Raw genomic sequence first — 19,246 nt, 5'->3', positions numbered from 1 at the left:
GATTGCCGCATTGGGAGGATTGATGGTGGCCGTACTGACCGATCCGGATTTGCTGTTTCCATCGGAGACGCGTCCGCGTTCGCTTGCCCGCGACCTTTACGCCGGGGTGAAGGACCTGCCGATCGTCAGCCCGCATGGTCACACTGATCCGCGCTGGTATGCGCTCAACGAGACATTTGCCGATCCGGCGCAATTGGTTGTTGTGCCGGATCATTACATTTTCCGCATGCTGTTCAGCCAGGGCATCCGCCTCGAGGATCTCGGCGTGCCAACGCTCGACGGCTCGCCGGTGGAGACCGACGGCAGGACAATCTGGCGGCGCTTCGCCGAGCACTATTATCTGTTCCGCGGCACGCCGACACGGCTGTGGCTCGACCATGTGCTTGCGCACCTGTTCGGCATCGAAGAGCCGCTGACGGCCGCAACCGCCGACCGCCATTACGACACGATCTCAACCTTGCTGCAGCGGGAGAATTTTCGCCCGCGAGCGTTGTTCGAACGCTTCAACATCGAGCTCATCGCGACAACCGAAGGCGCGCTCGACGATCTCAGATGGCACCAGATGATCCGCGACAGCGGCTGGCAGGGACGCGTCGTCACCGCCTATCGGCCGGACGCGGTCGTCGATCCCGATTTCGAAGGGTTTTCGGCCAATCTCGACCAGCTCGGAGCAATCACCGGCTGCGACACCGGCAATTGGGCCGGCTATCTCGACGCGCATCGCCAGCGGCGAGCCTTCTTCAAGAGTTTCGGCGCGACCGCGTCGGATCACGGCCATTCGACGGTGGAGACCGCCAATCTTTCAGATGCCGCTGCCGCCGAGCTGTTCAGCCGCATCCGCCGGGGCTCGGAGGACGAGCGCGAGCGAAAACTGTTTCGCGCCCAGATGCTGACCGAGATGGCCAAGATGAGCCGCGATGACGGGCTCGTCTTGCAAATCCATCCCGGCTCCTGGCGCAACCATTCGCCGGCTATGTTTCAGAGGTTCGGCAGGGACAAGGGCTTCGATATCCCAACCAGAACCGACTATGTAACGGCGCTGAAGCCGCTGCTCGACTGCGTCGGCCTGGAGCGCGAGCTTACCGTCATCGTCTTCACGCTCGACGAGACCAGCTATGCGCGCGAGCTGGCGCCGCTCGCCGGCGTCTACCCGGCGCTGAAGCTCGGGCCGGCCTGGTGGTTCCACGACAGCCCGGAGGGCATGCGCCGGTTCCGCGAGATGACGACCGAGACCGCCGGCTTCTACAACACCGTCGGCTTCAACGACGACACCCGCGCCTTTCCATCCATCCCGGCTCGCCACGATGTGGCGCGTCGGGTCGATTGCGCCTTTCTTGCGCGTCTCGTCGCCGAGCACCGGCTCCGCGAGGACGAGGCGCACGAGCTGGCGCAGGATCTGGCCTATACGCTGGCAAAAAAGGCGTACCGGCTCTAACGGCGCTTGCCGCCATCGCTCAAACGGGAGGAAACCAATGCTGCATTTTTCCAGACTGGCGGGAGCTACGCTGCTTGCCGCCGCACTGATGGCCGGAACGGCAGGCGCTCAGACGGTTCTGCGCTCGTCCGACACGCACCCGGACGGCTATCCGACGGTCGAGGCGGTCAAATATTTCGGCGAACTTGTAAAGGAGCGGACGGCCAGCCGCTATACGGTCGAGCTCTATCATTCCGCGCAGCTCGGCGAAGAAAAGGACACGATCGAGCAGGTGCGCTCCGGCGTGATCGACCTCAACCGCGTCTCGATGGCGCCGTTCAACGGGCTTATCCCCGAAACCACCGTGCCTTCGCTGCCCTACATCTTCCGCTCGGAAGATCATATGCACAAGGTCATGGACGGTGCGGTCGGCGACCAGATCGCGGCGGCGTTCGAACAGGTCGGGCTGGTGCTGCTCGCCTTTTATGACGGCGGCGCGCGCTCCTTCTACAATTCGAAGAAGCCGATCAACTCTGTAGCCGACCTGGCCGGCATGAAGTTCCGCGTCATCCAGTCCGACATCTTCGTCGACATGGTGGCGGCACTCGGCGCCAACGCGACGCCGATGCCGTATGGCGAGGTGTATTCGGCGATCGAGACCGGGGTCATCGACGGCGCGGAAAACAATTTTCCGAGCTACGACACCGCCAAGCATGCGGAAGTCGCCAAGTTCTATTCGCTCGACGAGCACACGATGGTGCCGGAAGCCTTCGTCATGGCGAAGTCGAGTTGGGACAAGCTGACTCCGGAAGATCAGGCGATCTTCAAGGCGGCCGCCAAGGAAAGCGTCGCCAAGCAGCGTGAGCTGTGGGCCGCCAAGGTCAAGGAATCGCGCGCCAAGGTCGAGGCGGCCGGTTCGCAGATCACGACGCCGGACAAGCAGCCCTTCATCGACGCGATGGGCCCGGTCTACGAGAAGCACGTCAAGGACGACAAGCTGAAGGCGATGGTTGAGGCCATCAGGGCCGTGCAGTGATCTAGCGGCGGCGCGGGCATTACGCGCCGCCTTCCTCTTGCGGAGAAAACCGGTGGCCTCCAGCCCAGAACAAAGACCGCTCCTGTCCGGCGTCGCGCGCATGATGTCGCGCGTCAGCGCGGCGGCGCTGTGGATTGCCGGCGTCGGGCTGGTGCTGATGACCGCCTTCGTCGCCTGGCAGGTGTTCGGCCGCTATATCCTGAACCGCTCGCCGAGCTGGACCGAGCAGGGTTCGGTGATGCTGATGAGCTGGTTCATTTTCCTCGGTGCCGCCGTCGGAGTGCGCGAGAACTATCACCTCGGCTTCGACGTCCTGCTCTACGTGCTGCCGAAAGGCGGCAAGCGTTGGCTGAGGATGATCTCGGACCTCGTCGCGCTCGCCTTCGGCATCGGCATGATCTGGTATGGCAGCCAGCTGGTCGCCTTGACCTGGGGCACCACCTTGCCGTCGCTCGGCATATCGGGAGGCTGGGACTACGTCCCGCTTGTGGCGGGAGGCGCGCTCATCGTGCTCTTCACGCTGGAGCGCATCGTGCTTCGCCTGTCCGGTGCGCCGATCGACGATGCACTCGATGAACTGCCGCCGGCGGAAGTCGCAGCCGAACTCGATACAGCTGATGTGAAGGTCTGACGCCATGGAACTCTGGATACTCTTCGGCGTCTTCACCGTTCTGATGCTTATCGGCACGCCGATCGCCTTCTGCCTCGGCGTCGCAAGCTTTGCCACCGTCCTCTATATGGGCCTGCCGCCGCTCATCGTGTTCCAGCGCCTGAATTCCGGCATGAGCGTCTTTTCGCTGCTGGCCATTCCGTTTTTCATCTACGCCGGCGACCTGATGGTGCGCGGCGGCATCGCCAGCAAGATCGTTGCCTTCGCCGGCTCGCTCGTCGGCCACATGCGCGGCGGTCTCGGGCAGGTCAACATCGCAACGGCCACACTGTTCGGCGGCATTTCGGGCTCCGCTGTGGCGGAGGCGGCGGCAGTAGGCGGCTTGATGATCCCGCAGATGAAGGCGCGTGGGTATGGCGCGGACTATGCCGTCAACGTCACCTCGATGGCGGCGCTGATCGCGCTGCTCCTGCCGCCGTCGCACAACATGATCATCTACTCGATCTCGGCAGGCGGAAAGATCTCTATCGCCGACCTGTTCACGGCCGGCATCATCCCGGGCCTGCTACTGGCCCTGGCCCTCATGGTTACCGCCTATTTCGTGGCGCGCTCGCGCGGCTATCCAACCGAGCCGTTTCCGGGCTTCGCCGCCGTCGCGCATCTCTTCGCTGTCGCGGTGCCCGGCCTGCTGCTGATCGCGATCATCTTCGGCGGCGTGCGATCGGGCGTCTTCACGGCCACCGAGAGTTCCTGCATCGCCGTCATCTATGCGTTGCTGGTTACTGTCCTGGTTTACCGGCAGATGACTTGGGAAGGTTTCGTTCATGCTACCCATGGCGCCGTTCGTACCACCGCCATGGTGCTGCTCATCATCGGTATGGCGGCGGCGTTCTCGTGGCTGATGGCCTTCCTGAAAGTGCCGGCAGCGCTCATAGCCTCGATGAAAGCGATCTCGGAGGATCCGCTGGTCGTGCTTCTCCTGCTCAACATCTTGATGCTGTTCCTCGGCACGTTCATGGACATGGGGCCGACGATCATCATCTGCACCCCGATCTTCCTGCCTGTAGCGCAGGCTTACGGCGTCGATCCGGTGCATTTCGGTGTCATCATGATCCTCAATTTCGGCATCGGACTGAACACGCCGCCGGTCGGCGCCGTGCAGTTTGTGGCGTGCGCAGTGGGCAAGATATCGGTCTGGGAAGCCATGCGCTCGATCTGGCCATTCTATGGGGCAGGCCTCGTGGTGCTGGGGCTCGTCACTTACATTCCGGCCATCTCGCTATGGCTGCCGAGCGTCTTCAAATAGGGGTTGGCAATGGCATCTGACATGGCGATCAGCCTGAAGGTCGAACGCAAGCCCAAGCTTTCAGAAACCGTGATTGCGGCGCTTCGAAAGCAGTTGCATGCGGGCGAGATCCAACCGGGACAGAAGCTGCCGACCGAGGGTCAGCTGACCGAAACCTTCGGGGTCAGCCGAACCGTCGTACGCGAAGCGCTGGCTAAGCTTGCGGCCGACGGCCTGGTCGAGCCGCGCCAGGGCGCCGGCGTCTTCGTCACCGAGCATATCTCGACGATGTTCGGCGCGCTGGCCGCGGATATGGGTGCCAAGGATTCGATCGCGCTCAACGTGCTCGAGGTGCGCCTGGCGATCGAGATCGAGTCCGCCGGGCTCGCCGCCATCCGTCGCAATGCCGCGCAGGAAGCGGCGATCCAGGAGGCGTTCTTCGAGTTCGAGCGATTGCTCTTGAACAGCGAGCCGACGGGCCCAGCCGACCTTGCCTTCCACCGCGCGATCGCCAGCGCCACCAACAACCCGTTCTATGTCGAGATGCTCGACGTGCTCGGCCGGCGGGCCATTCCGTGCGACGTGACTTCACCCTGGTCCACCGAACTCGCCCAATCCGACGCCTACCAGCGGGGGCTGCAAGGCGAGCATCTGGTGATCCTGAATGCCATTACGTCAGGCGACGCGGAGTCCGCGCGCGAAGCCATGCGCTCGCATCTCACCGCAAGCCAGCAGCGCTATCGTGAGCGCCTGCACGCACGTCAGAGTTTTTATGCCGAGTCGGTCAAGGCCGCGGCAACCGAATGACCAATGAGGCAGAAATGAATCACCCCGACAATCACACTGACATCACCTCGCGTTTCGCCATAGACCCTGTTACCGCCGCGGCGATGGGGACGGACGAGCTCCGTCACAATTTCCTGATCGAAGGTCTGTTCCAGCTCGGCCGCATCGGCCTGACCTACACGCATTACGACCGCATGATCGTCGGCGGCGCCATGCCTGCGGGCACGCCGCTGCCGCTGCAGGCGATCAGGCCGACCGGGACCAAGAACTTTCTCGATCGCCGCGAAATGATCGCCGTCAATATCGGTGGCGCTGGTGCCGTGAAGGCCGATGGCCAGTCCTATGAGCTGCAGCCGCGCGACATGCTGTATCTCGGCATGGGCGCCAATGAGGTGTCGTTCGCCTCAGTCAATCCGGCCGAGCCGGCCAAGTTCTATCTGCTCAGCGCGCCGGCGCATCAGAGCCATCCCAGCCAGATGATCCGCATCGGCGATGCCAAGCGGCTCGATCTCGGCAGCCAGGCGACCTGCAACGAGCGTTCGATCTTCCAGTTCATCCATGCCGACGGCGTCAAAACCTGCCAACTCGTCGTCGGCATGACCCAGCTCGCTTCAGGCTCGGTCTGGAACACCATGCCGTGCCACGTGCATGACCGACGCATGGAGGCCTACCTCTATTTCGACTTGGCCGATGCGGCGCGCGTGTTTCATTTCATGGGCGAACCGGATGAAACGCGCCATATCGTCATACGCAATGAAGAAGCGGTGCTCTCGCCGGGATGGTCGATCCATTCGGGTGCCGGCACCTCCAACTATGCCTTCATCTGGGCGATGGCCGGCGACAATGTCGACTATACCGATGTCGATCCGGTAACGATGGACGAGCTGCGGTGAGCGGCCTTTCCGCCTTCAGCCTGGCGGGCAAGCGCATCCTCGTGACCGGCGCCAACACCGGCATCGGCCAGGGCATCGCCCTGTCGATCGCCCGCGCCGGCGGTGCGGTGGTCGGCGTCGGCCGTTCGGCGATGGACGAGACAGCGGGAAAGCTCGCGGCGGCGGGCGGGACGTTTGCTGCGGTGGCCGCCGACCTCGGCGATCCCTCGGCCGCCGCCAGCATGCTCGACCGCGTTTGGGACGAGCATGGGCCGCTCGACGGGCTGGTCAACAATGCCGGCATCATCCGGCGCGCCGATGCGGTCGAATTGACTGGGGTAGATTGGGACGAGGTCATGGACGTCAATCTGAAGACGGTCTTTTTTCTCAGCCAGAGCTTCGCCAGACGCGTGCTTGCCGGCGGACGCAAGGGCAAGATCGTCAACATCGCGTCGGTGCTCAGCTTCCAGGGCGGCATCCGCGTCGCCTCCTACACCGCCTCGAAACACGGCGTGCTCGGCATCACGCGGCTGCTCGCCTGCGAATGGGCGCCGAATGGCATCAACGTCAACGGCATTGCGCCCGGTTATATCGAGACCAACAACACCGAGGCGCTGCGTGCCGATCCGGACCGCAGCGCCGCCATTCTGGCGCGCATTCCGGCCGGGCGCTGGGGCGAGCCGGAAGACATCGGCGACGCGGCCGTCTTCCTGCTGGCGCCGGCGTCCAACTACATGCATGGCGCGGTGGTGCCGGTGGACGGCGGCTGGCTGGCGCGATGAGAAGGATTTGGCAATGACCGGACAGAAAATCTTTTCGCATGCCGGCGAGGGCGCATGGACGCCGACCCCGGATGGCAATCGCAGGCGCGTGCTGCTGCACACGGACGAATTGATGATGGTCGAGTTCGGTTTCGACAAGGGCGGTGTCGGGGCGCTGCATTCGCACCCGCATGTCCAGGCGAGCTACGTCGCCGAAGGCCGTTTCGAGGTCACCATCGACGGCAGGACCGAGCTCCTGGAAACGGGAAGCAGCTTCATTGTCCCATCCAACCTCGTCCATGGCGTCAAGGCGCTCGAGGCCGGGCGCCTGGTCGACAGTTTTACGCCGCACCGCGCCGATTTCCTTGCCTGACAGGACGAGAACGATCGCAGGCCACCACGCAACAGCAGCCTATCTTTGGAAACAAAAAGCCCGCGCCTCCGGAGAGACGCGGGCGTATTGCCTGGGCGCTTGTGGCGCCGCGGTACTCAAAACATCACCGCAGGATCTGAACCTGCCGAACCATGGTGAAAATAGGATTAACCACCCAGAGCCGGCGCGATATTCGTGCCCAAAGCGAATGGGGCTGGAATAACGGTCCCATATCGGCCAATGACGGTTCTTCAGACGACGCGGAAGGAGGCAGGATTTGAAGGGCGTTCGGATATTCGAGTCCGCGGTCAAGGCAGTCATCTGGAAATTTGCCAGGGAGTTTCGGCGTATCGCGTCGCCACTATCCTCGAAAAGACGAAAGCCGACGCGCGCAAACGGAAACGCAGCGTTTCCCAACAGGATTTTCATCGCCGGTTGCGCACGCAGCGGAACAACGCTGACGCAGCGACTGATGGGATGCTTCGCGGATACATTCGTCCATCCGCCCGAAGCGCGCCACGCGATGTTGAACATGCTGGACCGGCCGGAATCCAACCTGGTCGTCAAACGCGCCTCCCGCAGCTATGCGCACCTCGCGAAACTGCCTGCCTCCACCGGCCTGATCTACTGCGTGCGTCATCCCTTCGACGTGCTCACCAGTTCGCATCCGCAAACAAGGACGTTGCGCCGGTTCCATGTCACGGCCGAGCGCTGGTTGGTCGAATACGACGCGCTGCTGCAGCTGAAAAAGGCGCAGCCGGATCGACAGGTCCTTTATGTTCGATACGAAGACATGGTCGGCGACCCGGATGTCGTGCAGGAAAGAATCGCGCGGTCGTTCGGGTTGGCACCGCGCATCCGCTTTAGCAAGGATCCGGCCAATCCGATCCGGGAAACCTCGCTCAGGAAATGGGAAAGGAACGCAGAATTCCTGGCCTATCTCAGTAGCCTGCCGCCAGCATTTCTCGCCCGCGTTGAACGCTTCTGCGGTGAGTTCGGCTACGATATGCCGGCCAATCCGGGCGATAAGGTCGCGAACCGGTTGGCGCCCTGAATACGCGGTTGATCTGGTCCTGTAGCGGCTTGAATCACGATCACGCAGCGATCGCGAGCGGCTCCTTCAACTGCCTGCCTGCTGGAGCATAAGCATTCTTGTTGTGGTTCGATGACGGCTGCGCTAAGGCAACGTGGCACGCGGAGGGGTAGTTTGACCGGCTTTCAAGTCTTCTCTCATCCGCGGAAAATAAATCCCACCCCATTTTGTGTGGAAGTCGAGACCTGTTGCAAGGCGGCTTGGGTTCCATCCCTGGCTGTTCCGACGCCACCTTTCTGGGCGGCGCCGATCGTAGAACTTCCCTGATGCAGGTATCGGCGGCGAGTATCCCGGCAGAGGATCCCAAGCGGCGCGTCCTGAAGGACGTGTTCGGCTTCGACGATTTTCGCCCCGGCCAGGATGCTGTGATGGAGGCGCTGCTGGCCGGGCGTCATGTGCTGGCTGTCATGCCGACCGGCGCTGGCAAATCGCTCTGCTACCAGGTCCCGGCGCTGGTCCTGGGCGGGCTTACCATCGTCGTTTCGCCGCTGGTGGCGCTGATGCAGGACCAGGTCGCCGCATTGCGCCTTGCCGGCGTGGCGGCCGATACGATCAATTCATCGCTCGACCGCGATGCCAATGTCGCCGCATGGCGTCGCGTTGCCGCGGGCCAGACGCGCCTGCTCTATCTCGCGCCTGAGCGGCTGATGACGACGCGGATGCTCGAGGCGCTGGCCAGGCTCGATATCAGGCTGATCGCCATCGACGAGGCGCATTGCATCTCGCAATGGGGTCCGGCGTTCCGACGCGAATATGAAGAGTTGTCGCGGCTCTCCGGTATCTTCCCCGATGTGCCGATAATCGCGCTGACGGCGACAGCGGACGAAGCCACGCGCAACGACATAGCCGCGCGGCTGTTCGCTGGCAGCGTTGAGAGCTTGGTGTTGGGTTTCGACCGGCCGAACATCAGGCTTGGCATCGAGGCCAAGCAGAACAGCAAGCGCCAATTGCTGGAGTTCGTGCAGCGTCAGGCCGGCCGCAGCGGCATCATTTACTGCCTGTCGCGCAAGAAGACCGAAGAAATGGCGGCATTCCTCGAACAGAACGGTGTCCGCGCGCTCGCCTACCATGCCGGCATGGGCAAGGACGCGCGCGAGGCCAACCAGAATGCCTTCATGACGCTCTCCGGCGTGGTGATGGTGGCGACCATCGCTTTCGGCATGGGCATCGACAAGCCTGACGTCGCCTATGTCTTTCACACCGATATGCCGGGCAGCCTGGAGGCTTACTATCAGGAGATCGGCCGTGCCGGCCGCGACGGGCGGGAGGCGGTGGCGCATATGCTGTTCGGGCTCGGCGACATCCGCATGCGGCGCCTGTTCATCGACGAGGAGGATGCAGCGGCGGAGCACAAAAGACGGGCGCATCGCCGGCTCGATACGCTGATCGGCTATTGCGAGACGGCGCAGTGCCGCCGCCAGGTGCTGCTTGGCTACTTCGGCGAGGAAGCGTCGACATGCGGCAATTGCGACAATTGCCTCGATCAGGTGCCGCGCGCAGATGGCACTGCCGAGGCGCGCATCATCCTGGGGACGGTCACTGAGAGCGGCGAACGCTTCGGTGCGGCCCATGTTATCGACATTCTGCTCGGCCATGAAACCGAGAAGGTGCTGGCCAGAGGCCATGAGAGGCTCGCCAGCTTTGGCGCCGGAGTGGCGCACAAGAAGGATTTCTGGCTGTCGCTGATTCGCCAGCTCGTCGCCGGCGGGTTCCTGGAGCCGGATCCCTCCGGCCATGGCGGTCTTGCCATCGCCGAAAAGGGTCATGCGCTCGGCCGTGGCGAGGTGCCGTTCCAGTATCGTGTCGAAACGCGGCATCGCGCCGCGCGCGGCAAGCTGCGTTCCGCCGGAGGTACCGCCGCGGGCACTACGGGCCTCGATGCTTCGCTCTTGGCCGCGCTCAAGGCGCTGCGGCTGCGCCTCGCTAGGGAGCGCCAGGTGCCGGCTTATGTGATCTTCTCCGATCGTACGCTGATCGACATGGCCGAACGCTGCCCGCACGACCTCGATGGCTTCGCCGCAATCAACGGCGTCGGCGCCGCGAAGCTCAAGGAATTCGGCCAGACTTTTCTGAGTGCAATCGCCACGCATCAATCCGGGATGTCGGGCTGAGGGCTGTATCAACAATGCGATCATGCCGACAGCCACCAGACCACGTCGGCGCAATCAGCACTTGCTTCGTCTCGCTGCTGCGATCGCAGCCTCCTGCTGCCGCAAGCGCTCGATTTTCGCGCTCTGGCGGGCGGTGACGGTAGAGGCGACACGCCGGGCTCCCAATAGCCAGCCCGGAATATTGGTTTGCGCGACTTTGCCCCGGGTGATCGCTGTCGCCGATATCTCCTTGGCGACTTCGCCCATGGCCACGTTGAGTTCGACGCAGCTCATCTTGTCGTATTTCGCGGTATCAAAGGATGCACTGAAGGGCGAGGCGCAACCTCCTGCAATTACGAGGCTGCATATCAGGGGCGTGGCTCTGGTGATCGCCTTCATATTTTTAACAAGCAGGTTTGACGCCGAATGGGGCTGATATCAGAGGGGTCCCGATCCCGGGCCGCGGAGCGTTCCCGAGGTTTTGCGTAACGGAAACATGTAAACCTCTACAATACTCCGTCCCGGGCGTCATTCCCCCTAATTGTCCTCGAAGAATTTCGAGAGAGCTGCTGCGGTCTGGCGAGGGTGCTCCTCCGGAAAGAAGTGCCCGCCCGGGACCGGGCGGCCTTCAACGCTGTCGGCCCATTTTCTCCAGATAGCCAGCGGTCCGCCTTCCTCCGCATACCAGTTCTCCAGGCCGCCTTCGCTACTCCACAATGCCAGTAGCGGACACTCGATGCGACGACCGCTTGCCTGATCCAGCGCGTCATGTTCACGATCGATCGTGGCGGCGGCCCGATATTCCTCGCATATCGCGTGAACATGAACGGGATCGCGAAGCGCACCGACATAGGCGTTCCTGACCTTCGTCGAGAATATTTCTGCCGGCGACCCCCACTGCACAATCGCATTGTCGACAATGGCGTCGGGCGCTGCGCCTATCAGCCGCTCCGGCAGCGGCTCCGGTTGCGCGAGAAGGCTCCAGGGCCAGAAGCTCAGGGCCAGTCGGGCGTCCGCCCTATCCCACGCGGCGGCGGTGGGGATGACGTCGAGGACCGCGACTTTGGAGATTTCGCGGGGATGGTCGAGCGCCAGACGATAAGCGACCCGACCGCCACGATCATGTCCGGCAACCATGAACTGCTCAAACCCCAGCTGTTTCATGAGTTGAACCATGTCGCCGGCCATGGCGCGCTTGGCGTATGGGCCATGATCGGCAGAGGAGACCGGGCACCCGCTTTGCCCATAACCCCGAAGATCGGCGGCGATCACCGTAAAGCGGGGCGCCAATGCTGTGGCGATGTCCCTCCACATCAGATGCGTCTCGGGAAAACCATGAAGCAGCAGCAGCGGCGGACCCGTCCCGCCGACCCTTGCGAAAATGGCCGTGTCGTCCTGTTGCAAGCTGGTGGCTCTGAAACCCGCAAACACCGTTCGTCGTCTCCTCGATGGACCTCAGGCAACAACGCACAAAGTGACAGAAGGATCACGGCCAGCTGCCGTGCCTGGTGAAGGGCGGCCCTGGACTTCTCCTCAATCTTGAAATGCGGAAGGTGCGGCCACTGATATTTCGATCGGCGCACCCCATATGAGCGGCAAGAGTGTCGCTTAAGGGTTTGCTATGATGATTTCGCGTTCGAGCCGGTTTGCCGCTTTGTTTGCAGGGCTGTTCCTGGCATTTTCCATGGTCACGGCCGATTACGCCGAGGCGCGCCGCGGCGGCAGCTTCGGCAGCCGCGGCACGCGCACTTTCCAGTCGGTCCCGCCGACCAGGACGGCGCCACAGCCGGCCGCGCCGGTCGAGCGCTCGATGACGCCCGCGACGAACAATGCGGCCCGCCAGACGCCGGCATCCCAACGTCCAAGCTTCTTCAACGGCCTCGGCGGTTCGATGATGCGCGGCCTGCTGCTCGGCGGCCTGATCGGACTTCTTTTGGGCCAGGGGTTCGGCGGCCTGGCTGGCATGTTGGGTCTGCTGCTTCAGGGACTACTGATCGGCGGCGCGATCATGTTGGCCATCCGCTTTTTCCGGTCGCAATCGGCACGCAACCAAGCGCCCGCCATGGCCGGGGTTCCGCGGAACATGGGGAGCTTCGGGCGAAACGCTGCAGCCCAGTCCGAGGCTGACAACGTCTCGTCTTTCCCCATTCCAGGCATCGGGTCTGGATTTGGCCGGACGGCTCAAGCCTCCGATGAAATTACAATGACGCCGGCCGATCTCGATACGTTCCAGCAACGGTTGACGGAGGTTCAAGAAGCGTTCGGACGCGAAGATCATGCTGGCCTGCGCCGGCTGGCGACCCCCGAGATGGTGTCGTACCTGTCGGAGGAACTTGCCGATAATGCCAAAAACGGCATCAGGAACGAGGTGTCGAACGTCAGCCTGCTGGAGGCCGATATTGCGGAGAGCTGGCGGGAAGATGGTCGCGACTACGCCACGGCTGCGTTGCGCTATGAGTCCCATGACGTGATGCGCGATCGCGCCAGCGGCAAGATCGTCGCGGGCGAAGCCGATCGGCCGACGGAAACAACCGAATTGTGGACCTTCACGCGCCAGAACGGTGGCGACTGGAAGCTCGCAGCAATACAGCAACCCTGACCCGTTACGCTTCGCCCTGACAGCGCAATCCGGATGGATTGGGGGCGCCCGGATTTGCAACCGGCTATCCGCATAGCCGTCGCAGAGCGTACTTATTGACCGGCGCGAGCGCGTGACGGCTGTGCGGGGGGCGGACCGCTTCGGATGGTCCGTCAGAACTTGTAGCTGACGCCTAGTCGAACAGCGTGGAACGATGGATCGATCTCTTCATCATAGCCGTTGACTGGGAACGAAATTCGTTTCGCACCAAAATCCGTGTACCGATACTCGGCGCGCGCAGTGAGGTTATCTGTAAAAGCGTACTCGGCACCCGTTCCAATGGTCCAACCATGGAATGTGGCAGAATTGCTTTCTGCCGTTGCTCCGCCGAAGCCTTCAACCGCATATGCTGAGCCTCGCATGAAGGCATAACCGCCCGTGCCATAGAGGAGAACGCGATCTACTGCATAGCCAACTCGTCCGCGTACCGACCCCAGCCACTTGAACTCAAAGCCGTTAATGTGGCCGCCGGAACCGCCATCATCGCCATCGATGTTGGAAGCTTCAAAATCTCCCTCAAGGCCAAGCACCCAAGAGTCGAATTGCTTATTGTAACCAACGTGCGCGCCGCCAACCCAGCCGTCTCCGTCGGCGTCGCCTTGCGTGAAGATGAACGGTCCACCGACATTTGCGTACGGCTGGTCGACACGGCTCCACCCATAGCCAGCCTGCAAGCCGACATAAAACCCGCTCCAGTCATACACGGACGCGATAGGTGCGACCGCGTCAGCAGCCAGGACAGGCGTAAGCGTCAACACGGACAAAGCAGATGCGAGAAGGAACTGTTTCATAGCGATTGCCCCCGATGCTATCTGTCGGAACAGACACATCGAACTTAAGCGCGTCAACAGAATCTGCTGAGGAACGGCCCCAGTTGGCCAATTTTGTTGACAATTGTGGCCCACTGGCAACAAGCCATCGCGAGCACTTCCGAACAGGAAAGCGCCCAACGGTTTTGCAGTCAGGGCAACCGATGTTGCATTAGTCGGCGGCGCCGCACCAGTTGCCGAACTATCGATCCATCGCGATAAGATGATCGACGTTGCGACCGGTCTGGCACCCCTTGGTGACAACTTCGCGGTGCGGCGCTTCGGGGGTCCCAATAAGTTGACCTTTTCACACATATTTGGTAGCGCAGTACATCCGCTGCGTGTCGGCGGCGTGGTCTGGTGGGTTCCTGTGACAATCGCGTGCTCGGGATGTTCCTGTGCTCTGCTCTTCCAGACAAAGGGAAGAGGGGTGCATGTCACTGCCGGTCAGTTCACGGCTTCGGCAAGCGTGTGATGCCGCCTAAACCTGACAACCATCTTTCTCTCCGAGAAGCGCTCGCTGATGGGCAGTGTCATGCGCATCGTTCGGGATCCCTCGACGGCGGAAGATCTTGCACAGGAAACTATCTGCGCACCCGAAAGGCGCTTGAGGCGGGGCCGATCGATCGTATCGAGGCCTTCCTGCATCACACCGCGCGCAATCTGGCACTGGACCATGAGAGGCGCCGCAGGACACGCGCGCGCTATGAGCGCACGGGCCTGGAGGTCCAGGATTGTACCGAAATTCCAGCCGAAACGCCGTCGCCGGAAACCATAGCCATCGAGCGCGAACGGGTGCGCCACCTGGCCGCAGCACTCGAAAAATTGCCGGAGCGGAGCTGACCGATACACTGCAGCGGCGGCCGTTGCCACAGCTGCTCCCGTTGCGCGGGGCTTGACAGCCGTCCTACCAGAAGGTAGGTTCAGGCATGAGTAACTTATCTACCACTTCTGACGACATCCTGGCTTGCGCGCGTTCTCTGATCGTCGCTGGCGGCTACAACGGTTTCAGTTATGCCGACATCGCTGATGTGGTCGGGATTCGCAAGGCGAGCATCCATCACCATTTCCCAAGCAAGGTCGATCTGGTCCGAACGCTGGTTGCGCGGTATCGGGAAGAAGCTGATGCGGGGATGGCGAATCTCGAACATCAGGTACCCGATCCGCTCGAACAGCTTCGGCTCTACGCTGGCTATTGGGAAGCCTGCATCGCGGACGCCACCGCTCCGTTTTGTGTCTGCGCCCTGTTGGCAAGCCAGCTGCCCGTCCTGCCCGAGGAGGTTGGCCTTGAGGTTCGGGCGCATTTCCGCTCCCTGTCAGCATGGCTGACATCCGTGCTGGAGCGCGGTGCGCGGCACGGCCGACTCCAGCTGATGAGTACCCCTCGTGCCGAGGCTGAAGCATTTATGGCGACGGTCCACGGCGCGATGCTTTCGGCGCGGGCCTATGGCGATCCGAAGATATTCGGCGCCGTGACAGGCCCGCTCTTGGAGCGACTCGCTCCGCGCTTGCCTCCAAATACGGTCCTGGCACTCGGATAACCAAAGCCGTGATCGCTCGGCACGCTCGTCTACAATCCCTACCTACTAGTCGAAAGGACAATCCAATGACGGTTTACAGTGGCGATCTTTCCCGCGCCAGCCAGGAAGAATGGCTCAAGCTCTATTACTTCGCCCGGACAGCGTTCTCGGCCGTCTGGGTGGCGGCTGCCTTTACGGTGGGGCAGAATTCCTGGGTGATCGCGGCGGTTTTGCTCGTGGCCTATCCTGCCTGGGACGCCCTTGCCAATCTTGTCGACGCGTCGCGCAGCGGAGGATTGGGACAGAACCGCACGCAGAGCATCAACGTCGTCGTCAGTGTGGCGACAACGCTCGCGGTCGTTTTCGCGCTGGAGCTGAGCATGAATTGGGTGCTCGGGGTGTTCGGGGTATGGGCGATCCTCTCTGGCTTGCTTCAACTCGGCACCGCAATCCGTCGTTGGAAGAGCTATGGCGCGCAGTGGGCGATGGTCCTGAGCGGCGGGCAATCAGCGCTGGCAGGCACGTTTTTCATCGCGCAGGCGCGGATGCCGATGCCGCCATCCATCACCAACGTGGCCGGCTATGCCGCAGTAGGCGCCCTCTACTTCCTGGTTTCGGCGGTGTGGCTGAGCGTGAGCCAATCGCGGCGGAAGGCCGCATAGAACCGCGATCTTAAGCCATACTGACCCCGATCGAGGCGCGCCGTGGCAGCAGCTTCGGCAGCCGCAACCGAGGCGGCAAGAAAATTAAACTTTACAGCGATCGTATCAATCTCGCTCCAGGAACAGATTAGTTCACCGCGCAACGATCGTCTGACCAACCGCGAGCCCTTTGTTCGGGTGAACAAACTGAACCGTTGCCGCTGCTCGGATATGCGGGTTGTTGATAGACTGGGGGGCGATAAACCGGGGCGGAGCGTCTCACTGGCGTATAGCGTCGCGGAGGAGGAGTGTACGGTGCTGGAACGAACACCCCCATCCCTTGAGCCATTCCCTCAGCGAATTGATTCGTCTGCATTGTTGAGCAACCCTGAAGGGCGCATAACGAAATCGCACAGGCAATGACACGTTTGTGTTTCACAACGGACTCCCTCTTTGCAGAGGCAAATTTTAAAGGAGACCAATTTTTGTCGCATGACCCGTTTGGGTTATGCTGACCCGCTGAAGGACTGAACAACAACACCCCCTATGAGGAGCGTGGTTGATCGCCGGCATGCGGGTTGAGCAGATCCTGCCCGTCGATCGCAAAGCCAACCATTGCACAGCCGCCCTTCGACATGCGAGTTTATCAACCAATTGGCTCATCGCGGGAGTCTCGTCATGTCCATTCGCCGGATTGCGTTGACCTCGGCAGCGGTCACGTTTGCCTTCACAGCCCTCGCCCAGGCCCGGCCGGACACCCGCACCATGACTTGCCAACAGACGCAGGCGCTGATCCAGAGCCACGGCTCGGCGGTGCTGACCACCGGCCCGAACACCTATGCTCTCTATATCAGCCGCCAGTACAGCAACGCGTGCGACTGGTCGGAAATCCCAGCGGTAGCGTTTGTGCCGACGCGCGACGGCCAGTGCTTGGTTCATCGATGTAGAGAGCCGCTCTTCACTCCTCGCAGCTGACGGTGACGAGCGCCTGTGAAGCGCGTCTCGACGCGTTCATCACGACGTCGGCGTGCCGACCCTTATCAGGGAGCAATCGTGCGATTGGGGCTGACGCCTCGACCTGCCAAATGGGGAAGAAAGCGGGAAGGCTGCCGAAATTCTAAAATTGTTAGTGGAATATGAGAATGGCGGAGAGGGAGGGATTCGAACCCCCGATGGGCTTGCACCCATGCCGCATTTCGAGTGCGGTGCATTCGACCACTCTGCCACCTCTCCGCGGTCATGGTCCGCCGTTGCCGGCGCGGCGCACTAGATAACGGCTGGGCGGACAGGTTACAAGGGCCAATCTGCCCGACGATCCGGCTTCTTATCGGACTTGCCGTGCCGCTCCGTGGTGTCGGCGCTTGGCTTGAATGCATTCCTGGCCCGTGTGCCGACCGCTTGCCTTGACTTGCGCTCAACCTTCGGTTAGGGACAGCGCGCAATCGGCGTGGAGGGTTCTTCCGCGCCGCTTGTTTTTTGAACCCGCAGACTGACAAAAAGACGGCCGAACCGCCTGAAGCGGTTCATCAAGGCCGACCGAACAGCGAAAGGCAAAAAATGTTCGCAGTCATCAAAACGGGCGGCAAGCAGTATCGCGTCGCCGCCAACGATCTCTTGAAGATCGAAAAAGTCGAAGGCCAGGTCGGCGATATCGTCGAGATCGGCCACGTGCTCGCGCATGGCGAGGGCGAGAATGTGACGTTCGGCGCACCGTTCGTCGACGGCGCCTTGGTCACCGCCGAAGTCGTCGAACAGGGCAAGAACCGCACCGTCATCGCCTTCAAGAAGCGCCGCCGGCAGAATTCGCGCCGCAAGATCGGCCATCGCCAGCTTTTGACCACCGTGCGGATCGCCGAGATCCTGCTGGATGGTGCCAAGCCGACGAAGACGGCCGCGGCCAAGACAGAGGCAAAGGCTGCTCCGAAGAAGGAAGCCAAGGCAGAGGCTGCGCCGAAGGAAACCGAGGCCAAGGCAACCGAGGCCAAGGCAACCGAAACCGCCGCTCCGCTGTTCAAGGCGCCGAAGGGCGAACCGGACGACCTGACCGTGATCAAGGGCATCGGCCCGGTTGCGGCCGGCCAGCTGAACGAGCAGGGCATCACGACCTTTGCCCAGATCGCCAAGCTGTCGGACAAGGACGTCGCCAAGATCGACGAGCATATGCCGTTCAGCGCCGACCAGATCACGGACTGGCGCGAGCAGGCCAAGGAATTGGTGAAGAAGTAAAGCGAGCCGGCGCAATCGTCGCCGGATCGGACTTGAAACGGAACGCGAACGCGTTCATAAGACCCTTTAGGCGCCCCTGCGGCGCATCGGAGTTAGTTAGATGGCACACAAGAAAGCTGGCGGTTCGTCGCGCAATGGTCGCGACTCCCATTCCAAGCGGCTCGGCGTGAAGAAGTTCGGCGGCGAAGCCGTGATTCCGGGCAACATCATTATTCGTCAGCGCGGCACGACGTGGCATCCCGGCGTCAATGTCGGCATTGGCACGGATCACACGCTATTTGCGCTCGAAGCTGGCGCAGTCACCTTCAACAAAAAAGCCAACGGCCGAACCTACGTATCGGTGAACCCGATGACGAAGGCCGCGGAGTAGCCGGTTCCGTACGAGAACACCGGCACCCATCTCGGGAACCGGTGTCTGGCCAAGCCAGGAAATGGATCAGGGGAGATGGGTTTCCATCTCCCCTTTTTCTTGTGCCTGGAGGACTGATATGGTTGCCGAAGCGGAAGACACGGACGGTGAAAGTTACGCGATAGATTGCCCGGTCCTGGTGACCGAGCGCCTGGTCCTGCGGGCGCCGCGCGAAAGCGATATCGAGCAATTGGTGGTGCTCGCCGACAACCGCCACGTCGCCGAAATGCTGGCCCGCATGCCGCACCCCTACGGCGAGGCCGAGGCACGCGCCTTCCTCGCGATGACGGCATCGCGCCGGGCTGGGATTGCCTATGCCTTGACGCTGGCCGGTACAGAAACCTTCGTCGGCTGCGCCGGCCTCAACACCACCGACCGCGGGCTGGAGCTTGGCTACTGGATCGGCGAGCCCTATTGGAAGCGCGGCTATGCGACGGAGGCAGCACACGCGCTGGTCGACCTCGCCTTCCAGAAGACGTCGATCCAGGTGCTGCATGCCTCGACGCGGGTCATCAATCCGGCCTCGCGCCGGGTGATCCACAAATGCGGCTTCCAATATGCCGGCCAAGGCATGCTGAACTCGATCGTCGCCGGCCAGGTGCCGGTCGAGCGCTATCGTCTCGATCGCAAGACCTGGACCAGCCTCCGGAACTGGGTGCATTTCTAGGCGTGTCGATATTCAG

The 19,246-nt window shown here is 62.1% G+C and carries 21 protein-coding genes and 1 tRNA gene; 18 read left to right on the top strand and 4 right to left on the bottom strand.

What is annotated here, in order from left to right; genetic code table 11:
- Positions 1–25 precede the first annotated feature (25 nt).
- The 10 genes from uxaC (at position 26) to recQ (ending at position 10,341) form a co-directional block, all read left to right on the top strand.
- Positions 26–1,435, top strand: coding sequence for a glucuronate isomerase (gene uxaC, locus AC0L26_RS10855; RefSeq protein ID WP_473632713.1), 1,410 nt, complete (start codon positions 26–28; stop codon positions 1,433–1,435).
- Positions 1,436–1,472: 37 nt separating this feature from the next.
- A complete protein-coding gene (locus tag AC0L26_RS10850) occupies positions 1,473–2,450 on the top strand; it encodes a TRAP transporter substrate-binding protein (protein ID WP_473632502.1) in 978 nt (325 codons plus the stop codon).
- Positions 2,451–2,550: 100 nt separating this feature from the next.
- Entirely contained in the window at positions 2,551–3,081 is a 531-nt protein-coding gene (locus AC0L26_RS10845; RefSeq protein ID WP_473632712.1) for a TRAP transporter small permease, read from the top strand.
- A 4-nt stretch (positions 3,082–3,085) separates the two neighbouring features.
- Positions 3,086–4,366, top strand: coding sequence for a TRAP transporter large permease (locus AC0L26_RS10840; RefSeq protein WP_473632501.1), 1,281 nt, complete (start codon positions 3,086–3,088; stop codon positions 4,364–4,366).
- A 9-nt stretch (positions 4,367–4,375) separates the two neighbouring features.
- Positions 4,376–5,152, top strand: a complete 777-nt coding sequence (locus tag AC0L26_RS10835) for a FadR/GntR family transcriptional regulator (RefSeq protein WP_473632500.1) — start codon at positions 4,376–4,378, stop codon at positions 5,150–5,152.
- A gap of 14 nt (positions 5,153–5,166) precedes the next feature.
- Positions 5,167–6,024: a 5-dehydro-4-deoxy-D-glucuronate isomerase gene (gene kduI / locus AC0L26_RS10830; protein ID WP_473632499.1), complete on the top strand. Its 858-nt coding sequence runs from the start codon at positions 5,167–5,169 to the stop codon at positions 6,022–6,024.
- A complete protein-coding gene (kduD, locus tag AC0L26_RS10825; protein ID WP_473632498.1) occupies positions 6,021–6,785 on the top strand; it encodes a 2-dehydro-3-deoxy-D-gluconate 5-dehydrogenase KduD in 765 nt (254 codons plus the stop codon). The genes kduI and kduD overlap by 4 nt, the downstream gene beginning before the upstream one ends.
- 13 nt (positions 6,786–6,798) lie before the next feature.
- A complete protein-coding gene (locus tag AC0L26_RS10820) occupies positions 6,799–7,137 on the top strand; it encodes a cupin domain-containing protein (protein WP_473632497.1) in 339 nt (112 codons plus the stop codon).
- Positions 7,138–7,414: 277 nt separating this feature from the next.
- Complete coding sequence (locus AC0L26_RS10815) at positions 7,415–8,191, top strand: sulfotransferase family protein (RefSeq protein ID WP_473632496.1); 777 nt, start codon at positions 7,415–7,417, stop codon at positions 8,189–8,191.
- Positions 8,192–8,496: 305 nt separating this feature from the next.
- Positions 8,497–10,341: a DNA helicase RecQ gene (recQ, locus tag AC0L26_RS10810; RefSeq protein ID WP_473632495.1), complete on the top strand. Its 1,845-nt coding sequence runs from the start codon at positions 8,497–8,499 to the stop codon at positions 10,339–10,341.
- A 54-nt stretch (positions 10,342–10,395) separates the two neighbouring features.
- On the opposite strand, the gene AC0L26_RS10805 is transcribed toward recQ, so the two are convergent.
- Positions 10,396–10,719, bottom strand: coding sequence for a hypothetical protein (locus AC0L26_RS10805; protein WP_473632494.1), 324 nt, complete (start codon positions 10,717–10,719; stop codon positions 10,396–10,398).
- Positions 10,720–10,857: 138 nt separating this feature from the next.
- Positions 10,858–11,751: an alpha/beta fold hydrolase gene (locus AC0L26_RS10800; RefSeq protein ID WP_473632493.1), complete on the bottom strand. Its 894-nt coding sequence runs from the start codon at positions 11,749–11,751 to the stop codon at positions 10,858–10,860.
- Between the two features lie 193 nt (positions 11,752–11,944).
- Here AC0L26_RS10800 and AC0L26_RS10795 point away from each other — a divergent pair, with 193 nt between their 5' ends.
- On the top strand, positions 11,945–12,919 hold the full coding sequence (locus AC0L26_RS10795; protein WP_473632711.1) for a Tim44 domain-containing protein: 975 nt from the start codon (positions 11,945–11,947) through the stop codon (positions 12,917–12,919).
- A gap of 152 nt (positions 12,920–13,071) precedes the next feature.
- On the opposite strand, the gene AC0L26_RS10790 is transcribed toward AC0L26_RS10795, so the two are convergent.
- Positions 13,072–13,749, bottom strand: a complete 678-nt coding sequence (locus tag AC0L26_RS10790) for an outer membrane protein (RefSeq protein WP_473632492.1) — start codon at positions 13,747–13,749, stop codon at positions 13,072–13,074.
- Positions 13,750–14,127: 378 nt separating this feature from the next.
- On the opposite strand from AC0L26_RS10790, the gene AC0L26_RS10785 reads away from it, so the two are divergent.
- The 4 genes from AC0L26_RS10785 to AC0L26_RS10770 all read left to right on the top strand — a co-directional run bounded on the left by AC0L26_RS10785 (position 14,128) and on the right by AC0L26_RS10770 (position 16,903).
- A complete protein-coding gene (locus AC0L26_RS10785; RefSeq protein ID WP_473632491.1) occupies positions 14,128–14,610 on the top strand; it encodes an RNA polymerase sigma factor in 483 nt (160 codons plus the stop codon).
- Positions 14,611–14,696: 86 nt separating this feature from the next.
- Positions 14,697–15,308: a TetR/AcrR family transcriptional regulator gene (locus AC0L26_RS10780; protein WP_473632490.1), complete on the top strand. Its 612-nt coding sequence runs from the start codon at positions 14,697–14,699 to the stop codon at positions 15,306–15,308.
- Positions 15,309–15,373: 65 nt separating this feature from the next.
- Positions 15,374–15,949 (top strand): DUF308 domain-containing protein, encoded by a 576-nt coding sequence (locus AC0L26_RS10775; RefSeq protein ID WP_473632489.1) that lies wholly within the window; start codon positions 15,374–15,376, stop codon positions 15,947–15,949.
- 657 nt (positions 15,950–16,606) lie between these two features.
- Positions 16,607–16,903, top strand: coding sequence for a hypothetical protein (locus AC0L26_RS10770; RefSeq protein WP_473632488.1), 297 nt, complete (start codon positions 16,607–16,609; stop codon positions 16,901–16,903).
- A 168-nt stretch (positions 16,904–17,071) separates the two neighbouring features.
- On the opposite strand, the gene AC0L26_RS10765 is transcribed toward AC0L26_RS10770, so the two are convergent.
- Positions 17,072–17,161 (bottom strand) — tRNA-Ser (locus tag AC0L26_RS10765).
- 324 nt (positions 17,162–17,485) lie between these two features.
- Here AC0L26_RS10765 and AC0L26_RS10760 point away from each other — a divergent pair.
- The 3 genes from AC0L26_RS10760 (at position 17,486) to AC0L26_RS10750 (ending at position 19,230) form a co-directional block, all read left to right on the top strand.
- Positions 17,486–18,154 carry a 50S ribosomal protein L21 gene (locus AC0L26_RS10760; protein WP_473632487.1) on the top strand — a complete coding sequence of 223 codons (669 nt, stop codon included), beginning with the start codon at positions 17,486–17,488 and terminating at the stop codon, positions 18,152–18,154.
- Positions 18,155–18,254: 100 nt separating this feature from the next.
- Positions 18,255–18,524 (top strand): 50S ribosomal protein L27, encoded by a 270-nt coding sequence (rpmA, locus tag AC0L26_RS10755; protein ID WP_095487526.1) that lies wholly within the window; start codon positions 18,255–18,257, stop codon positions 18,522–18,524.
- Between the two features lie 118 nt (positions 18,525–18,642).
- Positions 18,643–19,230 carry a GNAT family N-acetyltransferase gene (locus AC0L26_RS10750; RefSeq protein WP_473632486.1) on the top strand — a complete coding sequence of 196 codons (588 nt, stop codon included), beginning with the start codon at positions 18,643–18,645 and terminating at the stop codon, positions 19,228–19,230.
- The last annotated feature ends 16 nt before the right edge of the window (positions 19,231–19,246 follow it).

This window comes from Mesorhizobium sp. WSM4823, assembly GCF_055811195.1.
This window is presented reverse-complemented; position numbering and strand designations above follow the sequence as displayed.

Excerpts from the sequence above, each read along its gene's own strand:
- AC0L26_RS10850 (WP_473632502.1), top strand. The coding sequence starts at position 1,473 with ATGCTGCATTTTTCCAGACTGGCGGGAGCTACGCTGCTTGCCGCCGCA.
- AC0L26_RS10845 (WP_473632712.1), top strand. The coding sequence starts at position 2,551 with ATGATGTCGCGCGTCAGCGCGGCGGCGCTGTGGATTGCCGGCGTCGGG.
- AC0L26_RS10840 (WP_473632501.1), top strand. The coding sequence starts at position 3,086 with ATGGAACTCTGGATACTCTTCGGCGTCTTCACCGTTCTGATGCTTATC.
- AC0L26_RS10835 (WP_473632500.1), top strand. The coding sequence starts at position 4,376 with ATGGCATCTGACATGGCGATCAGCCTGAAGGTCGAACGCAAGCCCAAG.
- kduI (WP_473632499.1), top strand. The coding sequence starts at position 5,167 with ATGAATCACCCCGACAATCACACTGACATCACCTCGCGTTTCGCCATA.
- AC0L26_RS10820 (WP_473632497.1), top strand. The coding sequence starts at position 6,799 with ATGACCGGACAGAAAATCTTTTCGCATGCCGGCGAGGGCGCATGGACG.
- recQ (WP_473632495.1), top strand. The coding sequence starts at position 8,497 with ATGCAGGTATCGGCGGCGAGTATCCCGGCAGAGGATCCCAAGCGGCGC.
- AC0L26_RS10805 (WP_473632494.1), bottom strand. The coding sequence starts at position 10,719 with ATGAAGGCGATCACCAGAGCCACGCCCCTGATATGCAGCCTCGTAATT.
- AC0L26_RS10795 (WP_473632711.1), top strand. The coding sequence starts at position 11,945 with ATGATTTCGCGTTCGAGCCGGTTTGCCGCTTTGTTTGCAGGGCTGTTC.
- AC0L26_RS10790 (WP_473632492.1), bottom strand. The coding sequence starts at position 13,749 with ATGAAACAGTTCCTTCTCGCATCTGCTTTGTCCGTGTTGACGCTTACG.
- AC0L26_RS10780 (WP_473632490.1), top strand. The coding sequence starts at position 14,697 with ATGAGTAACTTATCTACCACTTCTGACGACATCCTGGCTTGCGCGCGT.
- AC0L26_RS10775 (WP_473632489.1), top strand. The coding sequence starts at position 15,374 with ATGACGGTTTACAGTGGCGATCTTTCCCGCGCCAGCCAGGAAGAATGG.
- AC0L26_RS10770 (WP_473632488.1), top strand. The coding sequence starts at position 16,607 with ATGTCCATTCGCCGGATTGCGTTGACCTCGGCAGCGGTCACGTTTGCC.
- AC0L26_RS10760 (WP_473632487.1), top strand. The coding sequence starts at position 17,486 with ATGTTCGCAGTCATCAAAACGGGCGGCAAGCAGTATCGCGTCGCCGCC.
- rpmA (WP_095487526.1), top strand. The coding sequence starts at position 18,255 with ATGGCACACAAGAAAGCTGGCGGTTCGTCGCGCAATGGTCGCGACTCC.
- AC0L26_RS10750 (WP_473632486.1), top strand. The coding sequence starts at position 18,643 with ATGGTTGCCGAAGCGGAAGACACGGACGGTGAAAGTTACGCGATAGAT.